This window comes from Aeromonas sp. MTB (assembly GCF_056632455.1).
On the sequence record NZ_CP147026.1, the window covers coordinates 535,860 to 558,725 of the forward strand.

The window sequence follows — 22,866 nt, forward strand, 5'->3', positions numbered from 1 at the left end:
TGCTGCCCGCGCAACCAGAATGAGAGTCACCATGATGTCCAAAGATGGGGAAGAGCGTAAATCTATCCTGACCGAAAGTGGCACCAACGAGCTTGAGATCATCGAGTTTCACCTCAAGAAGCAGCTACCGGACGGCCGTGAAAAAACCGCTTATTACGGGATCAACGTCGCCAAGGTACGCGAGGTGATCCGGGTGCCGGAAACCACAGATTACCCCAATGCCCAGCGTCATATGGTGGGGGTCTTCTCCCTGCGGGATCGCCTCATCCCGCTGGTGGATCTGGCGGGCTGGCTCGGCATCAAGACCAACCCGGACCCCAGCCACAAGGTGGTGATCGTCACCGACTTCAACAAGATGGCCAACGGTTTTCTGATCGATAGCGTCAGCAGGATCCACCGGGTCTCCTGGGAGGATGTGGAGTCCCCCAGCCAGTTTCTGGAAGCGGGGGAGAACGACTGCGTGGTGGCCGTGGTCAGGCGTGATGGCAACCTCATCATGATCCTCGATTTCGAGAAGATTATCGCCGATATCAACCCCGAGCTCAGCATGGAGAAATACGACGTCACTCAGGACCGCAAGGTGCTCATCGACGATCGCATGATGGCGCTGCGTCAGGGCAAAACCATCCTGGTGGTGGATGACTCGGCCTTTATCCGCAAGATGATCGAAACCACCCTGCGCACCGCCGGCTACAACGTGATCACGGCCAAGGACGGGGGAGAGGGGCTGGAGATGATGACGGATTTCGATCGTCTGGCCCAGGAGGAGAGAATGCCGGTGACCGGCTTCGTCAATGCGGTGATCACCGATGTGGAGATGCCGCGCATGGATGGCATGCACCTGCTCAAGCGGCTGCGGGATACCCCCTCCTACAAGGAGATGCCCATCGTGATGTTCTCCTCTCTGATGAGCGATGACAACCGCCAGAAAGCGCTGCAACTGGGGGCCAACGATACCATCACCAAGCCCGAGATAGGGCGCATGGTGGGGATGATGGATCATATGCTTCTGGGGATTGCCCCACCCTCGCCCGCCAACAACATCTGACCTGCCGTTAACTTCCAATTAGCCGGTCGAATCCACTGACCGGTGCCTCAAGCGGCCACTCCTTGCCAAGGAGTGGCCGCGCTGTTTTGGCTGTTTGCTGCGATCCCGACGCCCCTTGTCTCCCGGATATGATTCATGTAATGATAATTATTATCATTTGTTGGTGTGAAGCATATGACAGCAACCTGGGTGAAGGGATGGGTCGAGTCGACCGAAGGTGGCAGCAGCATGAGTCACTGGAAACAGCAGACCCGAGAGGGCAACCGGCTGTTTGATTGCGGCGAGTATCATCAGGCGCTGGCCCATTATCAGCAGGCGCTCTGGCTGGCTCGTCAGCAATTGGTGCAGTGGCACGATGCGGATGAGGCGGTGGCTGCGCTGGTTGTGGCTCACCACAATCTGGCGGATCTGCTGGTGGCCATGACTCTGCCCGATCGCGCCGCCGACCTGCTCTGCTATGTGCACGACTGCCTGCTGGCGACCTGTCACTCCCCCGCTTGCTCCTCTCGCCTGCGAGAGGCTGCTTTGCGCCATACCCGCACAACCCGTGCCGAGTTGCTGACGTTCGTACAGCGCCACGGCAGCCACGCCGGGATCATGCGTTCGCTCGGTCACTGCCTGTGTCAGAGCGAGCCCTCATCCCGGCTCCATTAATCTGAACAGAGGTCATCATGAGCCATACCCTGCCAGCCCTGAACTATGCCTACGACGCACTGGAACCCCATATCGATGCCCTGACCATGGAGATCCACCACAGTCGTCATCACCAGACCTATATCAACAACCTCAACGCCGCGCTGGAAGGGGCGCCAGAGCTGGCCGCAATGCCGGTTGAGGATCTGCTGCGCCGCTTCGACACCCTGCCAACCGCCCTGCAGGGGGCGGTCCGCAACCATGGTGGCGGCCATGCCAACCACTCCCTGTTCTGGCTGGTGATGAGCCCGCAGGGGGGCGGTGAGCCGGGTGGTGAGCTGGCTCTGGCCATCGAGCGGGAATTGGGGGGATTCGATGTCTTCAAGCAGGCCTTCACTCAGGCTGCCCTGAGTCGCTTTGGCAGCGGCTGGGCCTGGCTGGTGGTGGACAAGGCGGGCAGATTGCAGGTGGAGAGCAGTGCCAATCAGGATAGTCCCCTGATGCATGGCCATACCCCGATCCTGGGGCTGGATGTGTGGGAGCACGCCTACTATCTCAAGTACCAGAACAAGCGTCCTGACTATATCGCAGCCTTCTATCAGGTGGTGGAGTGGGCCGAAGTGGCCCGCCGCTATCAGGCGGCGCGAGGCTGACTTGGCCGCTGGGAATGGGTGTACAGGCTCACCGCCACAACCTGCGCTGTAATAACAAGACCCGCCAGTTGGCGGGTCATCTGTTTATGGTGCGGCTGTGCTGGCGCTGGCGGCTGAAGGGGCCACCGGCAATGTGGGCAAGGCCGCGCTGGGCATCTCGGCGGCGGTTTCTGCTGCGGATTTGGCGGGAGTGACCGGCTCGGTCGTTGCCGCAGCGGATAAAGCTAGCGTGACTTGTTCAGTCACGGCCGAGGCAGATGGAGTAGCCGACTCGGTGGCAACCGCGGCAGATACTGCCGCTGGCTTGGCCTCATCCACCGCCGGTTTGGGCTGTTTGAGGCAGGGTTGCAGGCTGCCGATGGTGCTCAGTGACTGGCAAGGCACAGGCAGACCGATGGGCACAGGAGCGCCGAGGAACTTGGGCCCCTTGTCCAGTACATAGAGGTCGAGCAGCCCCATCAGGCGGGCAAAGACTTCCCGCACCCGGGTGCGGATCCCCTGATAGGCGCTGGGGTCCTCGGCATTGAAGCCGACCGCATCGATACCGAAATGGCGGGCGATGAAAATGGCCCGCTCGTTATGAAAGCCTTGGGAGACCACGGTAAAGCGCTCCTGGCCGAACACCTCTTTGGCGCGAACAACTGAGTCGAGGGTGCGGAATCCGGCGAAATCCATATAGATGGCGGAGGCGGGGATGCCCGCCTTGATCAGGGCGCGGCGCATCTGGCGTGGCTCGTTGTACTGCACGGTGGCGTTGTCACCGGAGACGATGATGAAGTCCACCTTGGCATTGTTGTAGAGCTCGGCCGCCGCCTTGATGCGGTATTTGAAGTAGTGGTTGGGGCCGCCACCGGAGAGATATTTGGAGGTACCCAGCACCACCGCAACCCGGTTGTAGGGCACCTTGTCCACCTGATCGTAGGTGTAGTGACGGGCATCCGAGACGATCCACTCGCTGTAGCCCAGCAGCATGGCAATCAGGGCCAGCAGCAAAACGAGGCAGGCGAGGAGGATCTTGGCAAACTTCTTCATGCGCGGTGCGGTCAGGGTCTGAAGTTGGGAGTGGCTATCGGCATTCTATTACAACTCGGCCGCTGGCGTCAGGCTTGATAACGGGCGGGCACCTCATTCGGGCAGAGGTTGTCGCAGCAGAGGCCGGGAGAGCGGGAGGATAAAGAGAGGGGCTGCGGTGGCAGCCCCTCTGGTCGGTGAAGGTTTATCAGTGGGCGGAGTCGTTACCCTTGCAGGCGTCTGACTCCTTGTTGGCTTGCCACCAAGGCAGCAGATCCCGGGCGAGCCACGCCTGATAGGCGTCGCTGTCGTTGGCGATCAGGCGGTCCAACTCCCCTTCGAAGTCGCTCATCGCCTGCTGTCGATCCGGATTGCGCAGCGCCTGTGCCAGCGCCAGCCAGCTGGCGCCGCGACCGGTATCGTTGAGGAAACGGTGCACGGTATAGGACCAGGAGTAGACCATCTCGCCACCCTGGTCGTAGTCAAGGTGGAGGATAGCCGCCAGTGTCGGACGCTGGTTGGCGGGGCGGTTTGCTACGTTATCCAGACCCCGGGCAAAGCACTGGCCGTGGGCGATGTACTCTGCAATCCCCTCGGCCCACCAGGTAGTGCGGTTGAGCGGATAGTGGCCGAAACTGCCGTACTGGTTGAAGCGGCCATCCAGATAGTGAACGTACTCGTGGCGCAGGTTCCACACCTGGAAGGCAGGGCGTTTCCACTCCGCCTCATAGGCGAAGAAGCGGGCCTGATTGCCGGGCCGAGCCGGATCCCCCTCGATATAGATGCCGCCATTGTCGGTGGAGACACCAAACAGCGCGCTGCCGTAGCGGCCCCAGTCGGCGGAGGAGTTGAAGATCACCAGCTCCAGCGCCTCGTTGTGATCATCAGCCACCGGTTGCCAGCCTGTCTCCATTTGCTGGTGGAAGCGCTGCTCTTCATCACCCAGCTCGCGGCAGATCCCTTCGGCCTGAGCCTGAGTCAGATCCTGGGCACGCAGACGCAGGGTGGGTGAGCAGGTGTGCTCGAACGGCAGAATATCTTCCATGCGGATCGGTGTGCAAAGCCCGGCGAACTCGCCGCTGATACAGGCTTCGCTGGTGCGATCCGTGTAGGTGAGGTAATAGCTGGAGAGGGTCAGGGAGACCTCTTCCAGCATGGCAGCCGGATGCTGTCCACCTGGGATCAGCCCCTGCTGGCGCATGATGGCGATGACATCGCGATCCAGCTGTTGGCGATAGGCGATCGCCTTATCCGGGCTGGTGTGATGGAGGTAGCGCATCATCTGATAGAGGCGGCTGTGGGCATCGAGGATGTTGTTGAAGATAAACAGATCCCGTGAGCCATCGCGCTGTTTCCAGAGGGCCAGCTCGCTCAGGCCCAGTTGCAGCAGGCTCTGGCGCAATGCCGCCTCCTGTTGCAGCACAGCTGCGCTGAAGTCTGCCTGCTGACCGTAAGAGGCGCTCTGATCGACCAGATTGAGCAGCTCGAACAGACCATCGGCCCAGGGTTTGTGGCCATTGATCTGCGCTGCATGTTGCACCGCATAGCCGAACGCCTGGTTGAGCTGGGCCAGCATGGGGGCGGCACTCTGGCGGAAGGCTGCTTGGCCAAGTTGTCCCTGCGCCGCCACGCTCCAGGCTTCCAGCACTGTGCCAGCCTGATCCTGTGGTTCGGCACCCAGCAGCAATGGGTGGTTGAGCAGATCAATCATCACCCCGGCCAGAGCCCGGGCGGCCTGATCACTCTCTTTGCCAACGCCGCCGTGGTAGTTGTGGGCGCGCACATAGTAGAGCAGCTTGTCCATCGCCGGATGGGTCGGCTGGTTGGCCGCCAGCAGGGCACGCATGCCGCGCACCACCGCCATCAGCTTGGCGTCATCGTGACCGTAATCCGCCTGCCAGGCAGGACTGTTCTGGCCGCTCACGTCGGCCACCAGTTTGGCGGCATCGCTGTCGAGCAGATCCACATCGGGCTGCTCGGGCTCGGAGCAGAGACGACCGTTGGCGCGACGGCACTCCAGCTGCTCCTCCTTGCTGGCCAGCACGATGGGGCGATTGAGCACCCGGCTCTCCTGCCACTCTTTGCTCTCTGGCAGGGGTTGCCACTCGCCGCCGGCGACAGGGTATTGGTAGCCGCTATCTTGCAACGTTACCTGAACTTCGCTGCCAGCGGGGATTACCTGACGGCAGATGCGATAGCGGATGGTGTTGCTCCCCTCCTTGCGCTCCTGTGGCTCATCACACTCCTGCTGAGGCGTGAGCTGATCCAGCTGCCACTGATAGCGGCGCCAGACATGGAGCTCGCTGATCTGAGCGGCAGCCTGACTGCCTGCCACCGGTTGCAGACGGAAGAAGATCTGCTCCAACCGGCCATCCCGTTCACTCGGGCTCTCTTCAAGTACCTGCAACTGCTGCCAATCCTGCGGCTGATAGTGCCACTCCGACTCGGCGCAGCGGCCCTGCGCGTTGAGTTCGCAGCGATCCAGCTCCCTTTCGCTCTGACCCAGGATGATGGCTTGTGGCAGCGGCAGACGATCCTGCCGCTGGGCGGTCGGCGTGCCCGCCAGCTGCTCCCAGCGACCCTGCTTGAGGCCATAACCAAAGTCATAACTGCTGGCGGGAATGAGCTTACCCGCCGGAATCCGATCTTCACAGCGCACGAAGCGGATCTGCCAGCCTGCATCTACCTTGAGCTGCGGCTCGCCACACTGCTGCTCGGCCAGTGCGGCGAGATCGCTGCTCTGCCAGTCGAAGCGACGGTAGACCCTAAGCTGCTGATAGGGGGCGTTGCTGCTGCGCGCCTTGAGCTCGTAGGTGATCTCGGTGATGCGCGCGGCCAGTTGCCGGCTCGATTCGCCAGTCAGCTGATACTGTCGCCAGTCATTGGGGGAGTAGTTGGCTTGCGCCGAGGATGTAGCCAAAAGCAGGGGACCTGCCAGCAGCAGCCACCCGGTACCTGAACGGTTCATTTTTATCCCTTTGTTCTTGTTTGTGTATTGTCTTGCGAGTAATCGCAAGGCAATTTAAACGGTTCCAAAGGGATATCAATTGCCAATTAAAAATCAGATAAATCAATAAGATGGTGACTTTTTGAGTCTGATCGAATTATCGTGGGTTGGCGCCGCAGTAAGGACTCACATGTTTCTTTTTTTGTTTTCAAAGAAGATCGGTAAATTGTGAGTCCGATCTCATTCAGCTTGTCGTGCCCGAGTGGTTTGTTGTCGGGCTACCTTGCCCAGCAGTTGGCGGGAGGGCTTGAGATTGCCGCCAAGATCGGGCCAGGGGAGCCAGTGGTCGGGCACCATAAAGCCGGGCAGGGTGCTGCGGAGCCAGGCTGCCAGTTCGGAGTCGGGAACCGGCTCGCCGTGCCAGTCGATAAAGGCGGCGGGGCGTTGTCCCCACTCGTCGCTCGTCACCGGCACCACCAGCGCCTGGGCGACAGCGGGATGATCTACCAGTCGCTGCTCGATGGTTTCTGGCTGGATATTCTCCCCGCCCGAGATGAAGAGGTTATCGAGCCGTCCCTCTACCAGCAGCTCCCCTGCCGCAGTGAACCTCCCCTTGTCGCGAGTATGAAACCAGCCTTCGCCATCGAGGGGCAGATCCAGCTCGCCAGCCCGGTAGTAACCGGCAAACAGGGTGGCGCCGCGCACGCAGACCTCCTGCTCCCTGATGCACACTTCCCGTCCCGGTAGCGGTTTGCCAACTATGCCTGCATCGCCGGGGATAGCGGTGCAGACCTGGCTCCCCATCTCGGAGAGACCATAGCTCACCTTGGGTTCCAGCCCCATGGCGCAGAGGCGCTTCACCAGCGGTTGCGGGATGGCGGCGCCACCGAGCAGCAGCTCGCGCAGGCGGGTACGGGCGGGATCAAAACCCTCTGCCAGCAGACGCCAGAGCTGGGTTGGCACCAGCGAGAGGTGAGTGATGGGCTGGCACTCCAGCCGCTCCTTGAGGGAGCGTTCACGTTGATCCAGTACCAGAGTTGCGCCCGCCAGAAAGACCCGAAACAGGATGGCGTAGCCGCCCACATGAAACAGCGGCAGGGAGAGTAGCCAGCCGGACTTCTCATCGAGGGGAATGAGGGTGGCAGAGCCGCGCGCCGAGGCAAGGTGGTTGCAGAGCCGATGCACCACCGCTTTCGGTGTGCCGCTGGATCCTGAGGTGAGGATCATGTTGTTGAGCTGGGTCGATGCCAGCGGCCATGTTTCCTCGCTTGCTGGCAGTTCGCGCGTGAAGTCGAGCTGCAGGGGCTGCCAGTTGCCTGCCGGGATCTCCCCTGCCGACCAGAAGGCATCGGCATCGAGTTGTACCGCCAGCTCGCGCTGCTTTTCGAGGGGGAAGGCGGGGTTGAGCGGGCAGAACACCACGCCGCTGCGCACGCAGGCCCACGCCAGCAGTACATCTTCCAGCGCACCGCGCACCACCGTCGCCAGATGAGCGCCACGACGCACTCCGGCTTGTTCCAGCTGTTGGCACAGGCTGTTGAGGCGGGCATCGAGCTGGCGATAACTGAGAGGCGAGGCGGCGTGGATGGCAATGCGGTTCGGGGCTGTGATTGCCCGGTGGCGTACCGGGCAAGGTGTCTGTTCGGGTGAACGTGTGGGTTCAATCACGGTAATACAGTTGCTCCAGTCGGCTCAGGTCCGGTTTGCCATCTTCCCCCAGCAGGTTGCCCGCCATCCAGCGGCGGGTATCCAGACCCGGCGCCTGTTCGGGAGCCCATTCGCTCGCCAGATGAAAGAGCTGGTTCAGGCCCAGATCCGATTCGAAGCAGGAGGAGATGATCACCTTGAGCCGCAGTTCGCGGGCGCGGGCGATCAGCGCTTCGCAGTTGGCGAGTGAACCGAGCAGGGTAGGCTTGAGCACCAGCGCGCGCAGTTGCGGGATCGGCTCCCACGGCTTGCCTTGCGCCAGCAGCTCGTCCAGCGCCACCGGCATGCCGGTGCGGTTGGCGACAAAGGCGATGTCGGCAAAGTCGGCGCAAGGGTCTTCCAGATACTCGATGCGGTTCGGGTCGAGGTGGCCGCAGAAGGTCCACGCCTCCTCGCGTGTCCAGCCCTGGTTGGCGTCCAGCACCAGCTTGAGGGAGGGGAGGCGATCGCACAGCAGGCGGATCAGCGCCAGCTCGTCACGCATCGGGTAGCGCGCCACTTTCAGCTTGGCCTTGCCGGGCGTGCGGTGCAGCCACTCTTTCCAGTTGCGCAGCAGCTCCTGGGGGGAGCCTTGAATGAGGGGATAGGGCTCCGGCAGCGGGTTGCTCTGTTCGGGCCATGTCCGGCGCGCGCAGTCGAGGCCAAATTGCACCGACGGCAGCACGGGGTTCAGGTTGTCGCCGGCGGCCAGGGCTGCCAGCGCGGCAAGGGCTTCTGCCTCTGCCTGTTGCAGGCTCTCTTTCGAGAAGCCGGGCAGGGGGGCAATTTCCCCCCAGCCGTCGTTGATGCGCACCAACAGCCCCTCTCGCGCCACCTCCACCTTGCCGTGAAAGGTCAGTGGCTGGGTAAAAGGCAGTTGATAGCGATACAGGGCGAGTGTCATCAGGGGTTCCGCTTGTATTTGGAGAAGTCGGGGCGACGCTTTTCGTTGAAGGCGTTGCGGCCTTCCTGACCCTCTTCGGTCATGTAGAACAGCATGGTGGCATTGCCCGCCAGCTCCTGCAAGCCCGCCTGACCATCACAGTCAGCGTTGAGGGCGGCTTTCAGGCAGCGCAGCGCCATCGGGCTGTTTTGCAGCATTTCGCGGCACCAACGCACGGTTTCACGCTCCAGTTCGGCCAGCGGCACGACGGTGTTGACCAGACCCATATCGAGGGCTTGCTGGGCATCGTACATGCGGCAGAGGAACCAGATTTCGCGGGCTTTCTTCTGGCCGACGATGCGGGCCATGTAGGAAGCACCCCAACCGCCGTCGAAGGAGCCCACTTTCGGACCGGTCTGGCCAAACTGGGCGTTGTCGGCGGCGATGGTCAGGTCACACATCATGTGCAGCACGTGGCCGCCACCGACCGCGTAACCGGCCACCATGGCAACCACCGGTTTCGGGCAGGTGCGGATGTCGCGCTGGAAGTCGAGTACGTTGAGGTGGTGAGTCCCCTCGTCATCACGGTATCCACCGTAGTCGCCACGGATCTTCTGGTCGCCGCCGGCGCAGAAGGCTTTCTCGCCAAAACCGGTCAGGATGATAGTGCCGATTTGATCGTCATAACGGGCATCGGCCAGCGCCTGCAGCATCTCTTTGACGGTGCGGGGGCGGAAGGCATTGCGCACCTGGGGACGGTTGATGGTGATCTTGGCAATGCCATCGTTGGACTTGTGATAGAGGATGTCCTCGTAACCGGCGGAGCAATCTTGCCATTCAACAGGTGCATACAGTTCAGCTTCCGTCATTGCTTCAATCATGACTCGTCTCTTCTTGTTGGTTGACCCACTCCGCGAGGAGTCGGGCAAAGTTATCAGGCTGATGGGCGTGCAGATTATGGCCGCCATCCAGCACCAAGTGGTTGATTCTGCGATCCTGGTTCGCCAGCTGGCAAGCCAGCTGATGGAATTTGTGATCCCGCTTGCCACTCACCCAGGTGACCGGCAGCTGGCTCGCCATGAGCCAGGGGGCGAGATCCGGCTGCTTGCCGAGCGAGGTGGCGCGCAGCATGGTGGCGATGCCCTGACTGTCGTTGCCAAGGCGGCGGGCGATCTGGCTGGCCCGGGCCGTATCGTCAAGATCGGCAAACACCCCTTGCCGGTACCAGTCTGCCAGCACGTCAGCCAGTGGTTCCTGCTCAAAGCGCCGCGCCCACTGTTCATCGTGCTGGATGCGGGCGGGCCGCTCATTGTCTGGTAGCCCCAGGTGGCAGTTCTCCAGCAGCAGCCCCCGCAGCCCGGTGGGCTCGCGGCTGGCGTGGTAGAGGGCCAGCCGCCCCCCCAGCGAATAACCCGCCAGCAGATATCGTTCAATGTTGCGGCTGGCCAGCTCGGCGACCAGCCACTGGTGGCTCTGCTCAAAGTCGCTGACGTTGAGATCGCTATGCTGACCGTGACCCGGCAGATCGAGGGCGATGCAGCTGATGGCTGGCAGCCGGTCGATCACCGGTTGCCAGTCGCCGCTATCCCCCAGCAGACCGTGCAGCATCACCAGCGGCACATGGGCATTTTTATTTGCCACGGATGGCGGCCCCCAGCGCCTTGAGATCATCGGCCACCTGCTCGCTCGGTACCCGGATCTCGATCAAGGTAACGCCATGTTGGAGGGCGGCGCGGTAATCGTGCTCGAACTCGAGCAGGGTGGTCGGCGCCCGATAGGCGAGGCCAAACATGGCGGCGGCATGTTCAAAGCCGAGGCCGTGGGGCAGCCGGTAGTAGCTCTCCAGCAGCTCCCCTTCGGTGGGCACCGGCAACATACGGAAAATGCTGCCGCCATCGTTGTTGAGCAGGATCACCACCAGCGGTCGGCTCGCCTTGCTGAGCAGCGCGAGGCTGTTGAGATCGTGCAGGGCGCTGAGATCCCCAAGCAACAGGGTGGTGGGCTCATTGCTGCCTTGCTCGATCGATTGGGCAAACCCGTAGGCGGTGGCGATCAGACCATCGATGCCGGAGGCGCCGCGGTTGGTCATCACTCGGCTCGGCCCCTTGCCCGTTTCGCCGAGCATATCCATCAGTCGGGCTGGCATGCTGTTGCCGACAAACAGCTGTCCTTCGATAAGGGAATTGAGGCGATGGCAGACCCCGAGCTCGGAGAAGTGCTCGCAGGCAGCGGCGATCTGCTGGCTGGCGTTGTGTTGCAGCTCAGCCAATGTGTGCCAAGGGGCTTGTGTGGTGACCGGATGGGCCGCAGCAAAGGCGCTGGCACTGCAGAGCAGCCGGTTGCGCAGCCGGTAGTCGGGATCGAGCCGCGCCGGTTGCGGATCCACCAGCCAGTAATCCTGCCATGAATGGTGCTTGATGAACTGGCCAAGCCGCTTGGAGACAAGTCGCGCGCCAAATTGCAGCAGCACCTCGGCGCGGCCCAGCTCGGCGACGAATTCAGGGTCGTTGAGCGCCAGATCCATGTGGATTAGGTTGCGGCTATCGAAGCGGATCTGGCTCTGCAGATCTGCCAGCAGCGGCCAGCCGAGTTGCTCCGCCAGCGCGGCGGCGGCCTGTGCCTGCTTCGGGTCGGTAATGCGACCAGCCACAACGATGCCGCGCTGTTGCCGAAAGCTATCCCACTCCGCCTGAGGGGGGCAGGTCGGCTCGCTTTGCTGCCACGGGCTCCAGGGCTTGTGCGAGCCGAGCCAGTCACCGAGGGGGGCCAGATAGTCGGAGAAATCCTGATAGTGCTCGCCCGGGTAGAGGGGCTCGGGGTACATGCAGTTGAAGTGCACCACCCCGGGGGTGAGCACCTGCTTGGCCAAGGCTTGGTCCACCGAACTCAACACGAAGGCGGCCGGAATGGTCGGGGTGGGGCTCGGCAGGTTCTGCTGATAGACGGGGTAGCGGCCGAAGATCCCCTGCTGGTCGATCGCCTGATTGGCGCCGTTGTCGATAAGCTCGTGAGGGCGATCGGCGGAGAGAATAATCAGTGGCACGCCGGTGAGCTGGGCCTCTGCCACGGCGGGCCAGAGGTTGGCTACCGCGGTGCCCGAGGTCATGATCACCGCCACCGGCCGGTTGCTCCCCTTGGCCAGCCCGAGCGCCATAAAGCCGAGGCCGCGCTCGTCAAAGTGCAGGTGACGGCGAAAGCCCTGATGCGCCGCGGCTGCCATGGTCAGCGGCGCAGAGCGGGAGCCGGGGGCCAGCGCGATGTCGCGCACCCCGAGGCGAAAGAGCTCCTCCAGCAACAGGGAGGACCAGACGTGGTTGAAGGTGGCGTGCTGGCTCGAAAACGGGGGGCAGGCAAACTCTTCGCTGGCAGGCTCTTTACGGATGGGCATAGGGGCTCTCGTAGCGTGAAAAGGGTGAATGACTATCCCAGCAGGGAGAGCACATTGGCGATCTTGTTGTCGAGTTCGGCCCACTCGGCGACAGGCTCGGAACCGGCGACAATGCCGGCACCGGCAAACAGGGTGACGCTGCCCGGCTGAATGCGGGCGCTGCGAATAGCGACCGAGAACTCGGACGTTTCCCGACTCAGCATGCCGCAGGCTCCGGCGTACCAGCCCCGATCGTAGGGTTCGAACTCGCGGATAAAGGCGAGCGCTGCCTCGCGCGGAGCGCCGCCCACCGCCGGAGTCGGGTGGAGGGCGTCGAGCAGCTGCCAGTCGCAGACCCCGGGCTTTAGCTCGGCTTCGATATCGCACTTGAGGTGTTGCAGCAGCCGCAGTTTGAGAATGCGCGGCTCGGTCAGGGTGGCATCGTGGGTCAGTGGTGCCAGACGGCTGAGGATGTCGGCATGTACCAGCCGGTTCTCCAGCCGGTTCTTGCTGTCGGCCAGCAGCTCGGCGGCCAGTTGGGCATCGACCTCTTCATCGCCGGAGCGGCGAATGGTGCCCGCCAGCGCCTCGGTAAAGAGGTGGCGATCTTCCCGGCGGTAGAGCCGCTCGGGAGAACAGGCGATAAAGGCCTGCTCGGGGGAGAATTGAAAACCGAAGTGGAAGCAGTCCTGGGCGTGGCGGGCCCACTGGTCGAGCATGGCCCAGGGATTGATATCCGCATCATGGTTCGGACTGGTCAGCACGCTCTCCCGCGACAGCACCACCTTGGGAGTGTGGGCCTGAAAATCAGAGGCGGTGACGCGCTCCACCAGCGTTTGCCACTGGGCGGGGCCGGGGCAATCCTGTCGCTGCCAGGGCTGCTTTTGCAGGGCTGGCAGCGGGGCTTCCGGGTGCAGGGCATCGAGGGCGGCTTCGGCCGCCTGCAGTTCGGCCTCGAGATTGTCGTTATCCAGCCAGAGGTTGAGGCAGAGACTGACGCACTCGCCACGGCGCACAAGCTCGATGCGGGGCAGTACGAAACGGCAGGGGCCAAACCCTTGCCAGCCGGACTGGGCCGGATCGAACGCCAGCCCGCCATAGTAGCGAGGGCTGTCGTCATGATGCTGGTTGGCTGTGTTCGTGCACACCTGCTTGATGGCGTGCGGCTCGGTCAGTTCATGGATGGCGCCCAGCGCGACATACTCGGGACGAGCCTCTCCACGGGCCTGCCAGTAGATGCGGGGATAGAGGGTTTGCGCCGCGAGCCAGCCCAGAAAGGAGTGGATTTCGATCGCCACTCGCAACCGTACGAAGCCGCTGACGTTGCTGTGACGCAGGGCGTCCAGTTGTTGCTTGATATGGGTCTGAGCCAACATGGATTCTTTTCTGAGCCGGGTAGTAACGAGCGATCCGGTAGCTGGATGCCGTAGGTTTATGCCAAAGGGCGATGATTTCCTATATATTATCTGCCCATTCGTCCATGTAAATCGCCCGCGGGAGCTTCACTCTCCGGGGCCAAGTATACCCAAATCCGGTTCGATAACCCTTAACACGATCAATATCCGATTGTTTGGCCATCACAAAATGACAAATACCTTCTCTGTTTGGTTGCTGGCGGCGCGTTTGCGAACACTGCCGCTCGCCTGCTCTTCCATCCTGCTGGGCTCGGGGCTGGCTGCCAGTCGTGGTGCCTTCGATGGCACCATCATGGCGCTCTCCCTGCTGACCGCCATCCTGCTGCAGATCCTCTCCAATCTGGCCAACGATTACGGCGATGCGGTCTCCGGCGCCGACAACGGTGAACGGATCGGCCCGCAGCGGGCGGTGGTCTCCGGCCTTATCACCAAAAAGCAGATGTGCGTGGCGATGGGGATGACCGCGCTGGCGGCGGTGGCCAGTGGCCTGCTGCTGCTCGGCTGCGCCTTCGGCGGCCAGTGGCTGCAGATTTTGGCATTTGTAGTGCTGGGTGGTGCGGCCATTGTTGCGGCGGTGACCTACACGGTCGGCAAGACTCCCTACGGCTATCGCGGGTTTGGCGATATCTCGGTGTTCTTATTCTTCGGCCTGCTCGGGGTGCTCGGCTCCTACTACCTCTTCACCAAGACGCTGGAGTGGGATCTGCTGCTGCCCGCCACCGCTTGTGGCCTGCTGGCCACCGCCGTGCTCAATATCAACAATGTGCGCGACATCGAGACCGACGCCGCCAGCGGCAAGATCACCCTGGCGGTGCGCCTTGGCCGCAACCGCGCCATCGCCTATCACTGGGTGTTGCTGGGGGCGGCGCTGCTGGCCACCATCGCCTTTATCCTGATCCAGCCCGCCAGTTTCTGGCCGTGGATCTTCCTGCCCGCCATGAAGCCTCTCAGCGATGCGGCCAAGACTCTTCGCGAAAGCTACGATGGCGAGGTGCTGACCGGTTCCCTCAAGAAGACCGCCATCAGCGCCTTTCTGTTCAGCCTGCTGCTCTCCATCGGGTTGGCGCTATCCTGACGGGGGGCGCAAACGCCAAGGCGATGTCTAGTCCTGAAATAGGTTTACACATTTTCAACTAGCATTTTTCTACTCAGAACCCTCTATGTACCGCATCGGGGGTTCTGTATTTCAACGCATGATGCGGCCGCTCCGCGTTGTAAATATCCACCGCTTCACGCACCATTTCCCGCGCTTGCGTCAAATCCTGCGGGCTTTGCAACAATAACTCTCCTTTCAAAATCCCGTTCACCCGCTCCGCCAACGCATTCTGGTAACAGTCATACCCATCCGTCATCGAGCATTTCACCCCGTACCGTTCATGTAATGACTGATACAGCCCCGAGCAATACTGCACGCCGCGGTCCGAGTGATGGATTAGCTCCCCGCTGCCACGTCGTTGCTTCAGCGCTTTCTTGAACGCCATCGCCACCGACTCGGCGTGCATCCCTTCGTGCACGTGATGGCCCACTATCTTGCGTGAGTACGCATCCGTCACCAGGCTCAGGTACAGCGGTCCGCTCCTGGCTGGCAGATAGGTGATATCAGCGACCCAGACCTGCTCCGGGGCCACCGGCGTGACCTGCTCTGGCCCCGCCTTGAGCAAGTTGGGATGACGGTAGAAACGGTGAAAACTGTGGGTGGTCTTGTGATAAGCCCGTCTGGGTGGCACCAGCAGGCGGTGCTCGACAATATCCGAAACAACCTGTCCCGCCCGACCTTGAGCCCGCCATCATCCTTACCCTGGAGCAGATAATGCAGCTTGCGAGTACCCACCCGAGGTTGTCGCAGTCGAACCTGACGCACAAAGCGCACCACCTGCAGCCCTTGAGCATGGAGCTCGTCGGCGACCCGATTGCGCTTGTAGTAAGCCTGCCGGCTTATCCCCAGAAACAGGCAAGCCCTGACGATGGTCAGCTTCTCGACTTGCCGCTGCGAGAGGACTTGCCGGGTCGCTTTTTTACGATGGAGACGCCGTAGTCATTCTTCAGTACATCGACGACGGCCTCAAAGAACTGGGCCTTCTGGCTCATCAGCGCCAGCTGTTGCTCAAGTTCCTTGATGCGCTGTTCTGGCGTCTGGTTGTCGGGGTCAGGCATGGTGATGCTCCTGCCGGCACGTACAGAAGCCCCCTGGCTCCAATCTTGCCGACCATGTTTACGTAACCATACCAGAATGGTCGAATTGCCCTGAATGCCATATCGGGCTTGTGCTTGCTGGCAACTGAGCTCGCCTTTTTCAATCTGCTCGACCAGTGCCAGTTTAAAAGTCAGTGAGTAATCGCGCTGTGTTCGTTTCACACCTTGTCCCATCGGGTTCTCCATGTATTGGGGGGAAAGGTGTAAACCATATTCAGGACGGGACACGAACAATGAAAAGGGCTCCCGAGATGGGAGCCCTTTTTGGTTTTGGCCGGTTTAGCTGGCGCGCGCCACCTTGAGCGTGCGGCGGGAGAAGAGCAGGGTATCCAGCAGCCAGATGGCGACCATGGAGGCGCCGACCAGCGGGAAGGCGATCCCCAGCAAAATGAGCAGGGCGATGGCACCGCGCATTGGCGGGAGTTTGGCTGGCAGCGGCGGCGCGGCGAGACGGCCCTGCGGACGACGGCACCACCAGATCCACAGACCGCTCACGGCGCTGGCCAGCACCATCAGGCAGATGAGCAGCATGGCGAGCTGATGGGGCCAGCCGTAGAGCTTGCCCATGTGCAGCATGACGCCGCTCTCCACCGTCTTGGCGACCGGGCCGTAATCCTGCCAGCGCACATCGGCCAGCACCTTGCCACTGTATTGATCGATATGCAGGGTGGCATCGTTGCGCGGATCATCGGCAAAGATCGCGATGGTATAGACGCCGGTGGCGCCGACCGGCGGGGTGATGCTGTAACCCGGTTGGACTCCCCGCTCATGGGCGATCTCGACCACCCGTTGCAGCGCAATGCGCTGGCTCGCCATCACCACTCCCTCGTGCTCGCCGTGGTTCATGGCGCCGTGATCGTGCCCCTCATCGACCGGCTGCGAGCTGGGCATGGGGGTGTTCTCCACCGCCCAGGGGACGGTCTGCTCGTGGGCCTGATTCAGGCTGCGGGCCAGTGGCGCCGATTTGGGCACCTCGTTCCACATGGCGGCGGGGAAGCGGTTCCAGACGGCGGCAAACTGATCGCCCCAGAAACCGGTCCAGGTCATGCCGCTCAGCAGTAACAGCAGCAGGAAACCTGCGCCCCAGAAGCCGACCACGGCGTGCAGATCCCGCCACCAGAGGCGTTCACGCTGGCTCACTCTGGGCCAGAGGATGCCGCCCACCCCGGGCCCCTGGCGTGGCCACCAGAGGTAGAGGCCGCTCAGCAGCAGGACCAGCCCCCAGCCTGCGGCCAGTTCGATCAGCCGATCCCCCGTGGTGCCGAGCAGCAGGTCGGCGTGCAGGGAGCGAGCCACCGCTTGCAGATTCCACTTGTTATCCATGGTGCCGAGCAGGGCGCCGCTGGCGGGATCCATAAACAGAGTCAGCTCGTGATCCCCCTGATTGACGATGAACTGGGCGCTCTGATCGGGTGCGATAGGCGGCAGGTATTTACGCAGGCTGGCATCGGGCATGGTCATCATCGCCTTGGCCAGCAGCTGGTCGGCACTCAGGGTCTGGCTGGCGGGGGCGACCTTCATCAACTCGGGGTACATCAGGTTGTCGAGCTGGGGTTTGAACAGATAGACGATCCCGGTCAGTGACAGCAGGATCAGGAAAGGGGCGACAAAGAGACCTGCGTAGAAGTGCCAGCGCCAGATCCGTTGGTAATGATTCGAGTCCCTGTTTTTCATTGCACATCCTTGTTGGGGGGAAAACCTTTCGGCTGGTGGAATGTTTGTGGCGGCGCGGATAATAGCAGTAACGTTTCGTTAACTGCAATCACACATCTCGAGACCGATTCAGTGCGGGATGTCGGTAACATGAGGTGCCGACGGTTTGCTGGATAGGATGACCACACTTTGGGGAAAGCCTGTTTGCTGCTGGACTTTTCCTTATAAATTATTACCTTGTGGTAACAATTTGCAGGCGATGGTGGTGGTAACGGAATGGGAGCAGTCATGCAGCCACATGGGCAATTTGACATGGAGCGCAGGGGCCAGATGCTGATCTGCCGCCCGAGTGGCCCCTTCAATCTGGCTGGTGCCATGGCCTATGAGGCGCGCTTTCGTCACGAACTGGCCGGATTGATAGATGGCCCCTGGGGGATTGTCGAGGTCGCGACCGAGTTTGAAGCGGCCGGGCCCGAGGTGCTGGCCCGTTTTCGTCGCCAGTTTGGCTGGTGTGCCGAGAGTGGCTGTCAGTTTCTGGCGGTGGTTTTCGTAGGGGGCTTCAAGCGCTATCTGGCGGATAACATCTTCAAGGGATTACCCTTTCGGGCGGTACGTTACTTCGAGCAGGAGGCAGCGGCCATACAGTGGCTGGGAGAGCAGCTCAGCACCGCTCCCTGTGAACCTGCGAGCGCTTGACCACCCTTATCCTGACTGGCCTTGGCTCAATCCAGCTTGATAAACCACTTGTCCCGTTCGTCAACGCAGTCGGGTTCACCCATTTCGAATTCGCGGCAGATCAGCGGTCGCACCTCGTAGATACGGCACATCATGGTGTTGCGGTCGAGGGCGGCGCACCAGCCATCGTCCAGCCGGCGCATGACCGGTATCTCGCCATCCCGTTCCAGTACATAACGGTCCGGCACGCCGGTATCGGTAAAGAGCATCACTTCGAGGCGGCAGCAGCAGGCTTCGCAGTTTTGGCAGCTCACATCGGTTTGGATTGCTTGGGTCATGGTGCCTGTCTTGCCGCATGGCGGCATCGGAGATATGAAACAGGCGCCTGTCAGGCGCCTGTGGTCTGGCTAACGACTTGCAAAAAACCTTAGCCCAGTTTGCGGGCGCGGTAGCTGCGCCCCTTGATCTTGCCTTCCTGCAACCGCTTGAGGGCGGCGCTCGCCACGCTGCGCTTCACCGCGACGTAGGAGTACTGCTCGGAGATCTGGATCTTGCCCACATCGGCACCGGCAATGCCGCCTTCACCGGTCAGGGCACCCAGAATGTCACCGGCCCGCACCTTGGTCTTGCGGCCTGCATCGATGGAGAGGGTCACCATCTGCGGGGCGATTGGCTTGATATCGCGGCCGATGCTGTCGAGATCACCCAGCGGCATCGGGGCCTGCTGGTACTCTTCGATAAAGTTGACGCGCTGGGCCTCGTTCGGCTGATAGAGGCTCAGGGCTAGACCCTGCTGGCCGGCGCGACCGGTACGGCCGATGCGGTGCACGTGCACTTCCGGATCATAGGTCAGCTCGTAGTTGATGACGGCGCCCAGCTCCTTGATGTCGAGGCCGCGGGCCGCCACATCGGTGGCCACCAGAATGGTGGCGCTGCCGTTGGCAAAGCGCACCAGCACCTGATCCCGCTCGCGCTGCTCCAGATCGCCGTTCAGCGCCAGCGCCGAGAAGCCCTTGGCGGCCAGATGGTCGGCCACGTCGTTACAGGCGCGCTTGGTGTTGCAGAACACCACGCAGGAGCTTGGCTGGTAGTGACTCAGCAGCCAGGTGAGGGCGTCGAGGCGCTGACCGGCAGGCACTTCGTAAAGCTTCTGTTCGATGGCGCTCCCCTCGTGCAGGGACTCCACGCTCACCTCGACCGGATTGCGCTGCACGCCGCGGCTCATCTGGGCGATCCCTTCCGGATAGGTCGCGGAGAACAGCAGGGTCTGGCGCTGTTGGGGTGCATAGCTGATGACCCGGTTGATATCTTCGCCAAAGCCCATGTCCAGCATGCGATCCGCTTCATCCAGCACCAGCGTCTTGAGGCCGGAGAGCTCCAGCGTGCCTTGATCCAGATGCTTGAGAATACGACCCGGGGTGCCGACGGCAATGTGGGCACCAAAGCTCAGGGTGGCGGACTGCGGTGCGGTCGGGGTGCCGCCGCACAGGGTCACCAGCTTGACGTTGGGCAGGGCGCGCGCCAGACGACGGATCTCCTGAGCCACCTGATCCGCCAGTTCGCGGGTCGGGCAGAGCACCAGCGCCTGCACTTCGAGGCGGTTGACGTTGAGCTTGGCCAGCAGGCCGAGGCCGAAGGCGGCGGTCTTGCCGCTGCCGGTTTTTGCCTTGGCAATCAGGTCTTTGCCATCTAACACCAGGGGCAGGCTCTGGGCCTGGATCGGGGTCATCTGCAGGTAACCCAGGCTGGTGAGGTTCTCTTGCAGGGCGGGGGAGAGATTGAGGCTGCTAAATTCGCTGTTGTTCACAAAAGGACTCTATTTCGGAGAAAACGGGGATGCGCGAGCGCTAAGGCCGCGCATCATACCAGAATGTGGCACCGGATGTGGCGGATTTTTGAACGGCTGGCCACGAGGGGCCATTAAAGGTTCATTTGTTGCCAAACCGATCGCGGGCGAGCACTGACAATGTAATAAGGACTATTTTTCAAACACCCATCTAATTATTTATCGTGGATAAACGTTTTCTATTTTCGGTGTTTCAATATAATGACTGGAAAATATTCCACGAACAGTTACTGCGCCACAGGGGATGTTGCGAAAATGCTGATGAAATATTTTCAAAGAATATGAAAACGGCTTCGCCATTACTCAACATGATGTTTTAAAAGGATTTATGTTATCTGTGTTGCGCGATTAATATCAGTTCATTGCACAATTAATTTAAAAACGTTTGTATTATCTTGCCTCCATAATATTGCGCGGGATTGTGATGGTTATCTGATTTTTAAATGTGCAAATGTCTATGATGGCGCCGGTCAAAAATTACAATTTACTCAGGTGCTACAGGTATGGAATACGTTCACTTTGTGCTCGGACTGGTGATGGTCCTCGCTCTCTCTCTGCTGGCTAACCGCCACAACTGGAAACAGATCAAACTGCGTTATATCGGCCAGCTGCTGGTGGTCGAACTGGCGCTGGCCTGGTTCATGCTGAACTCCGAAGTGGGTCTGGCGGTGGTGGGTGGCTTCGCGGCCGGCTTCACCAAGTTGATGGAGTTTGCCAAACAGGGTACCGACTTCGTGTTCGGTGGCCTGGTTAACGAAGGGGCCTTCTCCTTCTTCCTGATGGTGCTGATGCCCATCGTCTTCATCTCCGTGCTGATCGGTATTCTGCAGTACATCCGCCTGCTGCCGCTGGTGATCCGCGGTATCGGTACCGTGCTGGCCAAGATCAACGGCATGGGCAAGCTGGAATCTTTCAACGCCATCAGCTCGATGATCGTCGGCCAGTCCGAGAACTTCATCGCCCTCAAGAACATCCTGCCGCACCTGAACGAGAAGCAGATGTACACCCTGGCGGCGACGGCGATGTCTACCGTCTCCATGTCCATCGTCGGTGCTTACATGCAGCTGATCGAGCCGCGCTACGTGGTTGCCGCGCTGGTGCTCAACATGTTCAGTACCTTCGTGGTGCTCTCTCTGATCAACCCCTACGAGCCGGATAACTCCGTGACCGACATCAAGGCCATTGCCGAAGGTGACGAGCACCACACCCCGAAGAAAGAGAACTTCTTCGAGATGCTGGGTGAGTACATCATGGCCGGTTTCACCGTTGCCGTTATCGTGGGTGCCATGCTGGTGGGCTTTATCGCCCTGATCGCCCTGATCAACTACCTGTTCGAGATGGCATTTGGCGTGAACTTCCAGTTCGTCATGGGTTACCTCTTCTACCCGATCGCCTGGATCCTGGGTATCCCGAGTGGTGAAGCGCTGCAAGCGGGCTCCATCATGGCGACCAAGCTGGTGACCAACGAGTTCGTGGCGATGATGGATCTGGGCAAGGTGGCTGCCGAGCTCTCTCCGCGCACCGTCGGCATCCTCTCCATCTTCATGGTCTCTTTCGCCAACTTCAGCTCCATCGGCATCATCGCCGGTGCGGTAAAAGCGCTGAACGAAGAGAAGGGCAACATGGTTTCCCGCTTCGGTCTGAAGCTGGTCTACGGTTCTACCCTGGTCAGCCTGCTCTCTGCCGTTATCGCTGGCATCATGATCTGATCCTCTAGTGGTTCGCACCACTGCTTGGGCCCCTGACCTCGTCAGGGGCTTTTTTGTTTCTGGCTTACAGCCGCCAGCCGCACCACCAGCCGGCAACCAGCAGGGTGAGGGTACAAAAGCCGGTTTCGATGGCGCCACCGCTGCGCAGCGGCCAGCCCGGCAGGCGGTAACGGCGCTTGATGGGCCATAAGAGCGGAATGCCCGCCGGGGTGAGCCAGTCCCCCAGCAGATGGCTGAGGTAGCCGACGATCAGAGCATCCTTGACCCCCATGGGCAGGGTGTCCGGCGGCAGGCTCTGGTTCAGCCCCCAGACGGCGGCGGCGACCGCCAGCAGACTGTGGGTGAAACCGCGATGGCCGAACAGCCGCGACAGAGGTTTCGAGATCCACGGCAGGCGCTGCCCCAGCACCGATTTGGGGTGGTCGAGGTCGGGCAACAGGGCGCTGGCTAGGGCGGCAGGGATGGTCTGCCACAGGCTGGCATCGGCCAGCGCCGGAGTGAGCTGCAGTTTGTGGGCGATCAGGGTGCAGGTAACGGAGAAGAGCAGGTGCCCTTGGGCGGTCATGATGATTACGGCGTGGACAAGATGGCGGCGCATCTTACCAGCCTGACGGTTGTGGTCAGCTCTTATTTTAAAAATCAGGATGTTACGGCGAAAAAGCGCCCATGTTGGGCGCCTTTAGGGTCTCTTTACAGCTTGCCTTTGACCAGCCACTTGTCGAGGGCGTTGGCGAATCGCTGCTTGTCGGCAGCATTTAAGGGGGCCGGGCCGCCGGTCTGCACCCCGGCCGAGCGCAGCTCTTCCATAAAGTTGCGCATGCCGAGCCGCGCCTTGATGGTCTCGCGGGTGTAGATCTCGCCGCGGGGATTGAGTGCTTCGCCACCGGCATCGATCACCCAGGAGGCGAGGGGGATGTCGCCGGTGATCACCAGATCGCCGGGCTGAACCTGCTGGGCGATGACATGATCTGCCACATCGAATCCCTTCTCCACCTGCTGGGTTTTGATGAAGGGCGAGGGGGGCACCCGCAATCCCTGATTGGCCACCAGGGTAGTGACGACCTGGGCGCGGTGGGCGGCACGGTAGAGGATCTCCTTGACCGGAATGGGGCAGGCATCGGCATCAACCCAGATGGGCATGGCATGG

The 22,866-nt window shown here is 61.3% G+C and carries 19 protein-coding genes and 1 pseudogene; 6 read left to right on the plus strand and 14 right to left on the minus strand.

What is annotated here, in order from left to right; genetic code table 11:
• Nucleotides 1–31 precede the first annotated feature (31 nt).
• The 3 genes from WBR25_RS02540 to WBR25_RS02550 all read left to right on the plus strand — a co-directional run bounded on the left by WBR25_RS02540 (nucleotide 32) and on the right by WBR25_RS02550 (nucleotide 2,334).
• The gene (locus WBR25_RS02540) at nucleotides 32–1,048 is read left to right on the plus strand and encodes a chemotaxis protein (RefSeq protein WP_005335957.1); all 1,017 of its coding nucleotides are present in this window, start codon (nucleotides 32–34) and stop codon (nucleotides 1,046–1,048) included.
• Nucleotides 1,049–1,222: 174 nt separating this feature from the next.
• Complete coding sequence (locus WBR25_RS02545; protein ID WP_005354955.1) at nucleotides 1,223–1,702, plus strand: hypothetical protein; 480 nt, start codon at nucleotides 1,223–1,225, stop codon at nucleotides 1,700–1,702.
• 17 nt (nucleotides 1,703–1,719) lie between these two features.
• Nucleotides 1,720–2,334 carry a superoxide dismutase gene (locus WBR25_RS02550; RefSeq protein ID WP_479749354.1) on the plus strand — a complete coding sequence of 205 codons (615 nt, stop codon included), beginning with the start codon at nucleotides 1,720–1,722 and terminating at the stop codon, nucleotides 2,332–2,334.
• 84 nt (nucleotides 2,335–2,418) lie between these two features.
• Here WBR25_RS02550 and WBR25_RS02555 read toward each other — a convergent pair whose 3' ends face one another.
• The 8 genes from WBR25_RS02555 to WBR25_RS02590 all read right to left on the minus strand — a co-directional run bounded on the left by WBR25_RS02555 (nucleotide 2,419) and on the right by WBR25_RS02590 (nucleotide 13,604).
• Complete coding sequence (locus WBR25_RS02555; RefSeq protein WP_479749355.1) at nucleotides 2,419–3,366, minus strand: SanA/YdcF family protein; 948 nt, start codon at nucleotides 3,364–3,366, stop codon at nucleotides 2,419–2,421.
• A 187-nt stretch (nucleotides 3,367–3,553) separates the two neighbouring features.
• Nucleotides 3,554–6,313 (minus strand): collagenase, encoded by a 2,760-nt coding sequence (locus tag WBR25_RS02560; RefSeq protein WP_479749356.1) that lies wholly within the window; start codon nucleotides 6,311–6,313, stop codon nucleotides 3,554–3,556.
• A gap of 219 nt (nucleotides 6,314–6,532) precedes the next feature.
• On the minus strand, nucleotides 6,533–7,960 hold the full coding sequence (gene menE / locus WBR25_RS02565; protein WP_479749357.1) for an o-succinylbenzoate--CoA ligase: 1,428 nt from the start codon (nucleotides 7,958–7,960) through the stop codon (nucleotides 6,533–6,535).
• Complete coding sequence (gene menC / locus WBR25_RS02570; protein ID WP_236358172.1) at nucleotides 7,953–8,882, minus strand: o-succinylbenzoate synthase; 930 nt, start codon at nucleotides 8,880–8,882, stop codon at nucleotides 7,953–7,955. Before menC ends, menE begins: the two co-directional genes overlap by 8 nt.
• Entirely contained in the window at nucleotides 8,882–9,742 is an 861-nt protein-coding gene (gene menB / locus WBR25_RS02575; protein ID WP_005354934.1) for a 1,4-dihydroxy-2-naphthoyl-CoA synthase, read from the minus strand. The genes menC and menB overlap by 1 nt, the downstream gene beginning before the upstream one ends.
• Nucleotides 9,735–10,532 carry a 2-succinyl-6-hydroxy-2,4-cyclohexadiene-1-carboxylate synthase gene (gene menH / locus WBR25_RS02580; RefSeq protein ID WP_479749358.1) on the minus strand — a complete coding sequence of 266 codons (798 nt, stop codon included), beginning with the start codon at nucleotides 10,530–10,532 and terminating at the stop codon, nucleotides 9,735–9,737. Before menH ends, menB begins: the two co-directional genes overlap by 8 nt.
• On the minus strand, nucleotides 10,492–12,249 hold the full coding sequence (menD, locus tag WBR25_RS02585; protein WP_479749359.1) for a 2-succinyl-5-enolpyruvyl-6-hydroxy-3-cyclohexene-1-carboxylic-acid synthase: 1,758 nt from the start codon (nucleotides 12,247–12,249) through the stop codon (nucleotides 10,492–10,494). The genes menH and menD overlap by 41 nt, the downstream gene beginning before the upstream one ends.
• A 32-nt stretch (nucleotides 12,250–12,281) precedes the next feature.
• Entirely contained in the window at nucleotides 12,282–13,604 is a 1,323-nt protein-coding gene (locus WBR25_RS02590) for an isochorismate synthase (protein WP_421296583.1), read from the minus strand.
• A gap of 208 nt (nucleotides 13,605–13,812) precedes the next feature.
• On the opposite strand from WBR25_RS02590, the gene WBR25_RS02595 reads away from it, so the two are divergent.
• A complete protein-coding gene (locus WBR25_RS02595; RefSeq protein WP_421255752.1) occupies nucleotides 13,813–14,718 on the plus strand; it encodes a 1,4-dihydroxy-2-naphthoate polyprenyltransferase in 906 nt (301 codons plus the stop codon).
• Between the two features lie 73 nt (nucleotides 14,719–14,791).
• Here WBR25_RS02595 and WBR25_RS02600 read toward each other — a convergent pair.
• Nucleotides 14,792–16,010, minus strand: a pseudogene (locus WBR25_RS02600) (IS3 family transposase).
• 105 nt (nucleotides 16,011–16,115) lie between these two features.
• Nucleotides 16,116–17,510, minus strand: coding sequence for a PepSY-associated TM helix domain-containing protein (locus WBR25_RS02605; protein ID WP_479749360.1), 1,395 nt, complete (start codon nucleotides 17,508–17,510; stop codon nucleotides 16,116–16,118).
• A gap of 267 nt (nucleotides 17,511–17,777) precedes the next feature.
• Between WBR25_RS02605 and WBR25_RS02610 the strand changes: the two genes are divergently transcribed.
• The gene (locus tag WBR25_RS02610) at nucleotides 17,778–18,185 is read left to right on the plus strand and encodes a hypothetical protein (protein WP_479749361.1); all 408 of its coding nucleotides are present in this window, start codon (nucleotides 17,778–17,780) and stop codon (nucleotides 18,183–18,185) included.
• Between the two features lie 26 nt (nucleotides 18,186–18,211).
• Here WBR25_RS02610 and WBR25_RS02615 read toward each other — a convergent pair whose 3' ends face one another.
• Both WBR25_RS02615 and dbpA read right to left on the minus strand, forming a co-directional pair.
• Nucleotides 18,212–18,502 carry a YkgJ family cysteine cluster protein gene (locus tag WBR25_RS02615; protein ID WP_005341481.1) on the minus strand — a complete coding sequence of 97 codons (291 nt, stop codon included), beginning with the start codon at nucleotides 18,500–18,502 and terminating at the stop codon, nucleotides 18,212–18,214.
• 89 nt (nucleotides 18,503–18,591) lie between these two features.
• Complete coding sequence (gene dbpA, locus WBR25_RS02620) at nucleotides 18,592–19,971, minus strand: ATP-dependent RNA helicase DbpA (RefSeq protein ID WP_479749362.1); 1,380 nt, start codon at nucleotides 19,969–19,971, stop codon at nucleotides 18,592–18,594.
• A gap of 542 nt (nucleotides 19,972–20,513) precedes the next feature.
• Here dbpA and WBR25_RS02625 point away from each other — a divergent pair.
• Nucleotides 20,514–21,719 carry a NupC/NupG family nucleoside CNT transporter gene (locus tag WBR25_RS02625; protein WP_005363118.1) on the plus strand — a complete coding sequence of 402 codons (1,206 nt, stop codon included), beginning with the start codon at nucleotides 20,514–20,516 and terminating at the stop codon, nucleotides 21,717–21,719.
• Nucleotides 21,720–21,783: 64 nt separating this feature from the next.
• On the opposite strand, the gene WBR25_RS02630 is transcribed toward WBR25_RS02625, so the two are convergent.
• Nucleotides 21,784–22,284 (minus strand): metal-dependent hydrolase, encoded by a 501-nt coding sequence (locus WBR25_RS02630; protein ID WP_479749853.1) that lies wholly within the window; start codon nucleotides 22,282–22,284, stop codon nucleotides 21,784–21,786.
• 125 nt (nucleotides 22,285–22,409) lie between these two features.
• A complete protein-coding gene (locus WBR25_RS02635; protein WP_124928468.1) occupies nucleotides 22,410–22,859 on the minus strand; it encodes a YaiI/YqxD family protein in 450 nt (149 codons plus the stop codon).
• Between the last annotated feature and the right edge of the window lie 7 nt (nucleotides 22,860–22,866).

Bases quoted from the DNA above. Each gene is read 5' to 3' on its own strand.
- WBR25_RS02540 (WP_005335957.1), top strand. From the start codon at position 32: ATGATGTCCAAAGATGGGGAAGAGCGTAAATCTATCCTGACCGAAAGT.
- WBR25_RS02545 (WP_005354955.1), top strand. From the start codon at position 1,223: ATGACAGCAACCTGGGTGAAGGGATGGGTCGAGTCGACCGAAGGTGGC.
- WBR25_RS02550 (WP_479749354.1), top strand. From the start codon at position 1,720: ATGAGCCATACCCTGCCAGCCCTGAACTATGCCTACGACGCACTGGAA.
- WBR25_RS02555 (WP_479749355.1), bottom strand. From the start codon at position 3,366: ATGAAGAAGTTTGCCAAGATCCTCCTCGCCTGCCTCGTTTTGCTGCTG.
- WBR25_RS02560 (WP_479749356.1), bottom strand. From the start codon at position 6,313: ATGAACCGTTCAGGTACCGGGTGGCTGCTGCTGGCAGGTCCCCTGCTT.
- menC (WP_236358172.1), bottom strand. From the start codon at position 8,882: ATGACACTCGCCCTGTATCGCTATCAACTGCCTTTTACCCAGCCACTG.
- menB (WP_005354934.1), bottom strand. From the start codon at position 9,742: ATGATTGAAGCAATGACGGAAGCTGAACTGTATGCACCTGTTGAATGG.
- menH (WP_479749358.1), bottom strand. From the start codon at position 10,532: ATGATCTCAAGGCGCTGGGGGCCGCCATCCGTGGCAAATAAAAATGCC.
- menD (WP_479749359.1), bottom strand. From the start codon at position 12,249: ATGCCCATCCGTAAAGAGCCTGCCAGCGAAGAGTTTGCCTGCCCCCCG.
- WBR25_RS02590 (WP_421296583.1), bottom strand. From the start codon at position 13,604: ATGTTGGCTCAGACCCATATCAAGCAACAACTGGACGCCCTGCGTCAC.
- WBR25_RS02595 (WP_421255752.1), top strand. From the start codon at position 13,813: ATGACAAATACCTTCTCTGTTTGGTTGCTGGCGGCGCGTTTGCGAACA.
- WBR25_RS02605 (WP_479749360.1), bottom strand. From the start codon at position 17,510: ATGAAAAACAGGGACTCGAATCATTACCAACGGATCTGGCGCTGGCAC.
- WBR25_RS02610 (WP_479749361.1), top strand. From the start codon at position 17,778: ATGCAGCCACATGGGCAATTTGACATGGAGCGCAGGGGCCAGATGCTG.
- WBR25_RS02615 (WP_005341481.1), bottom strand. From the start codon at position 18,502: ATGACCCAAGCAATCCAAACCGATGTGAGCTGCCAAAACTGCGAAGCC.
- WBR25_RS02625 (WP_005363118.1), top strand. From the start codon at position 20,514: ATGGAATACGTTCACTTTGTGCTCGGACTGGTGATGGTCCTCGCTCTC.
- WBR25_RS02630 (WP_479749853.1), bottom strand. From the start codon at position 22,284: ATGACCGCCCAAGGGCACCTGCTCTTCTCCGTTACCTGCACCCTGATC.
- WBR25_RS02635 (WP_124928468.1), bottom strand. From the start codon at position 22,859: ATGCCCATCTGGGTTGATGCCGATGCCTGCCCCATTCCGGTCAAGGAG.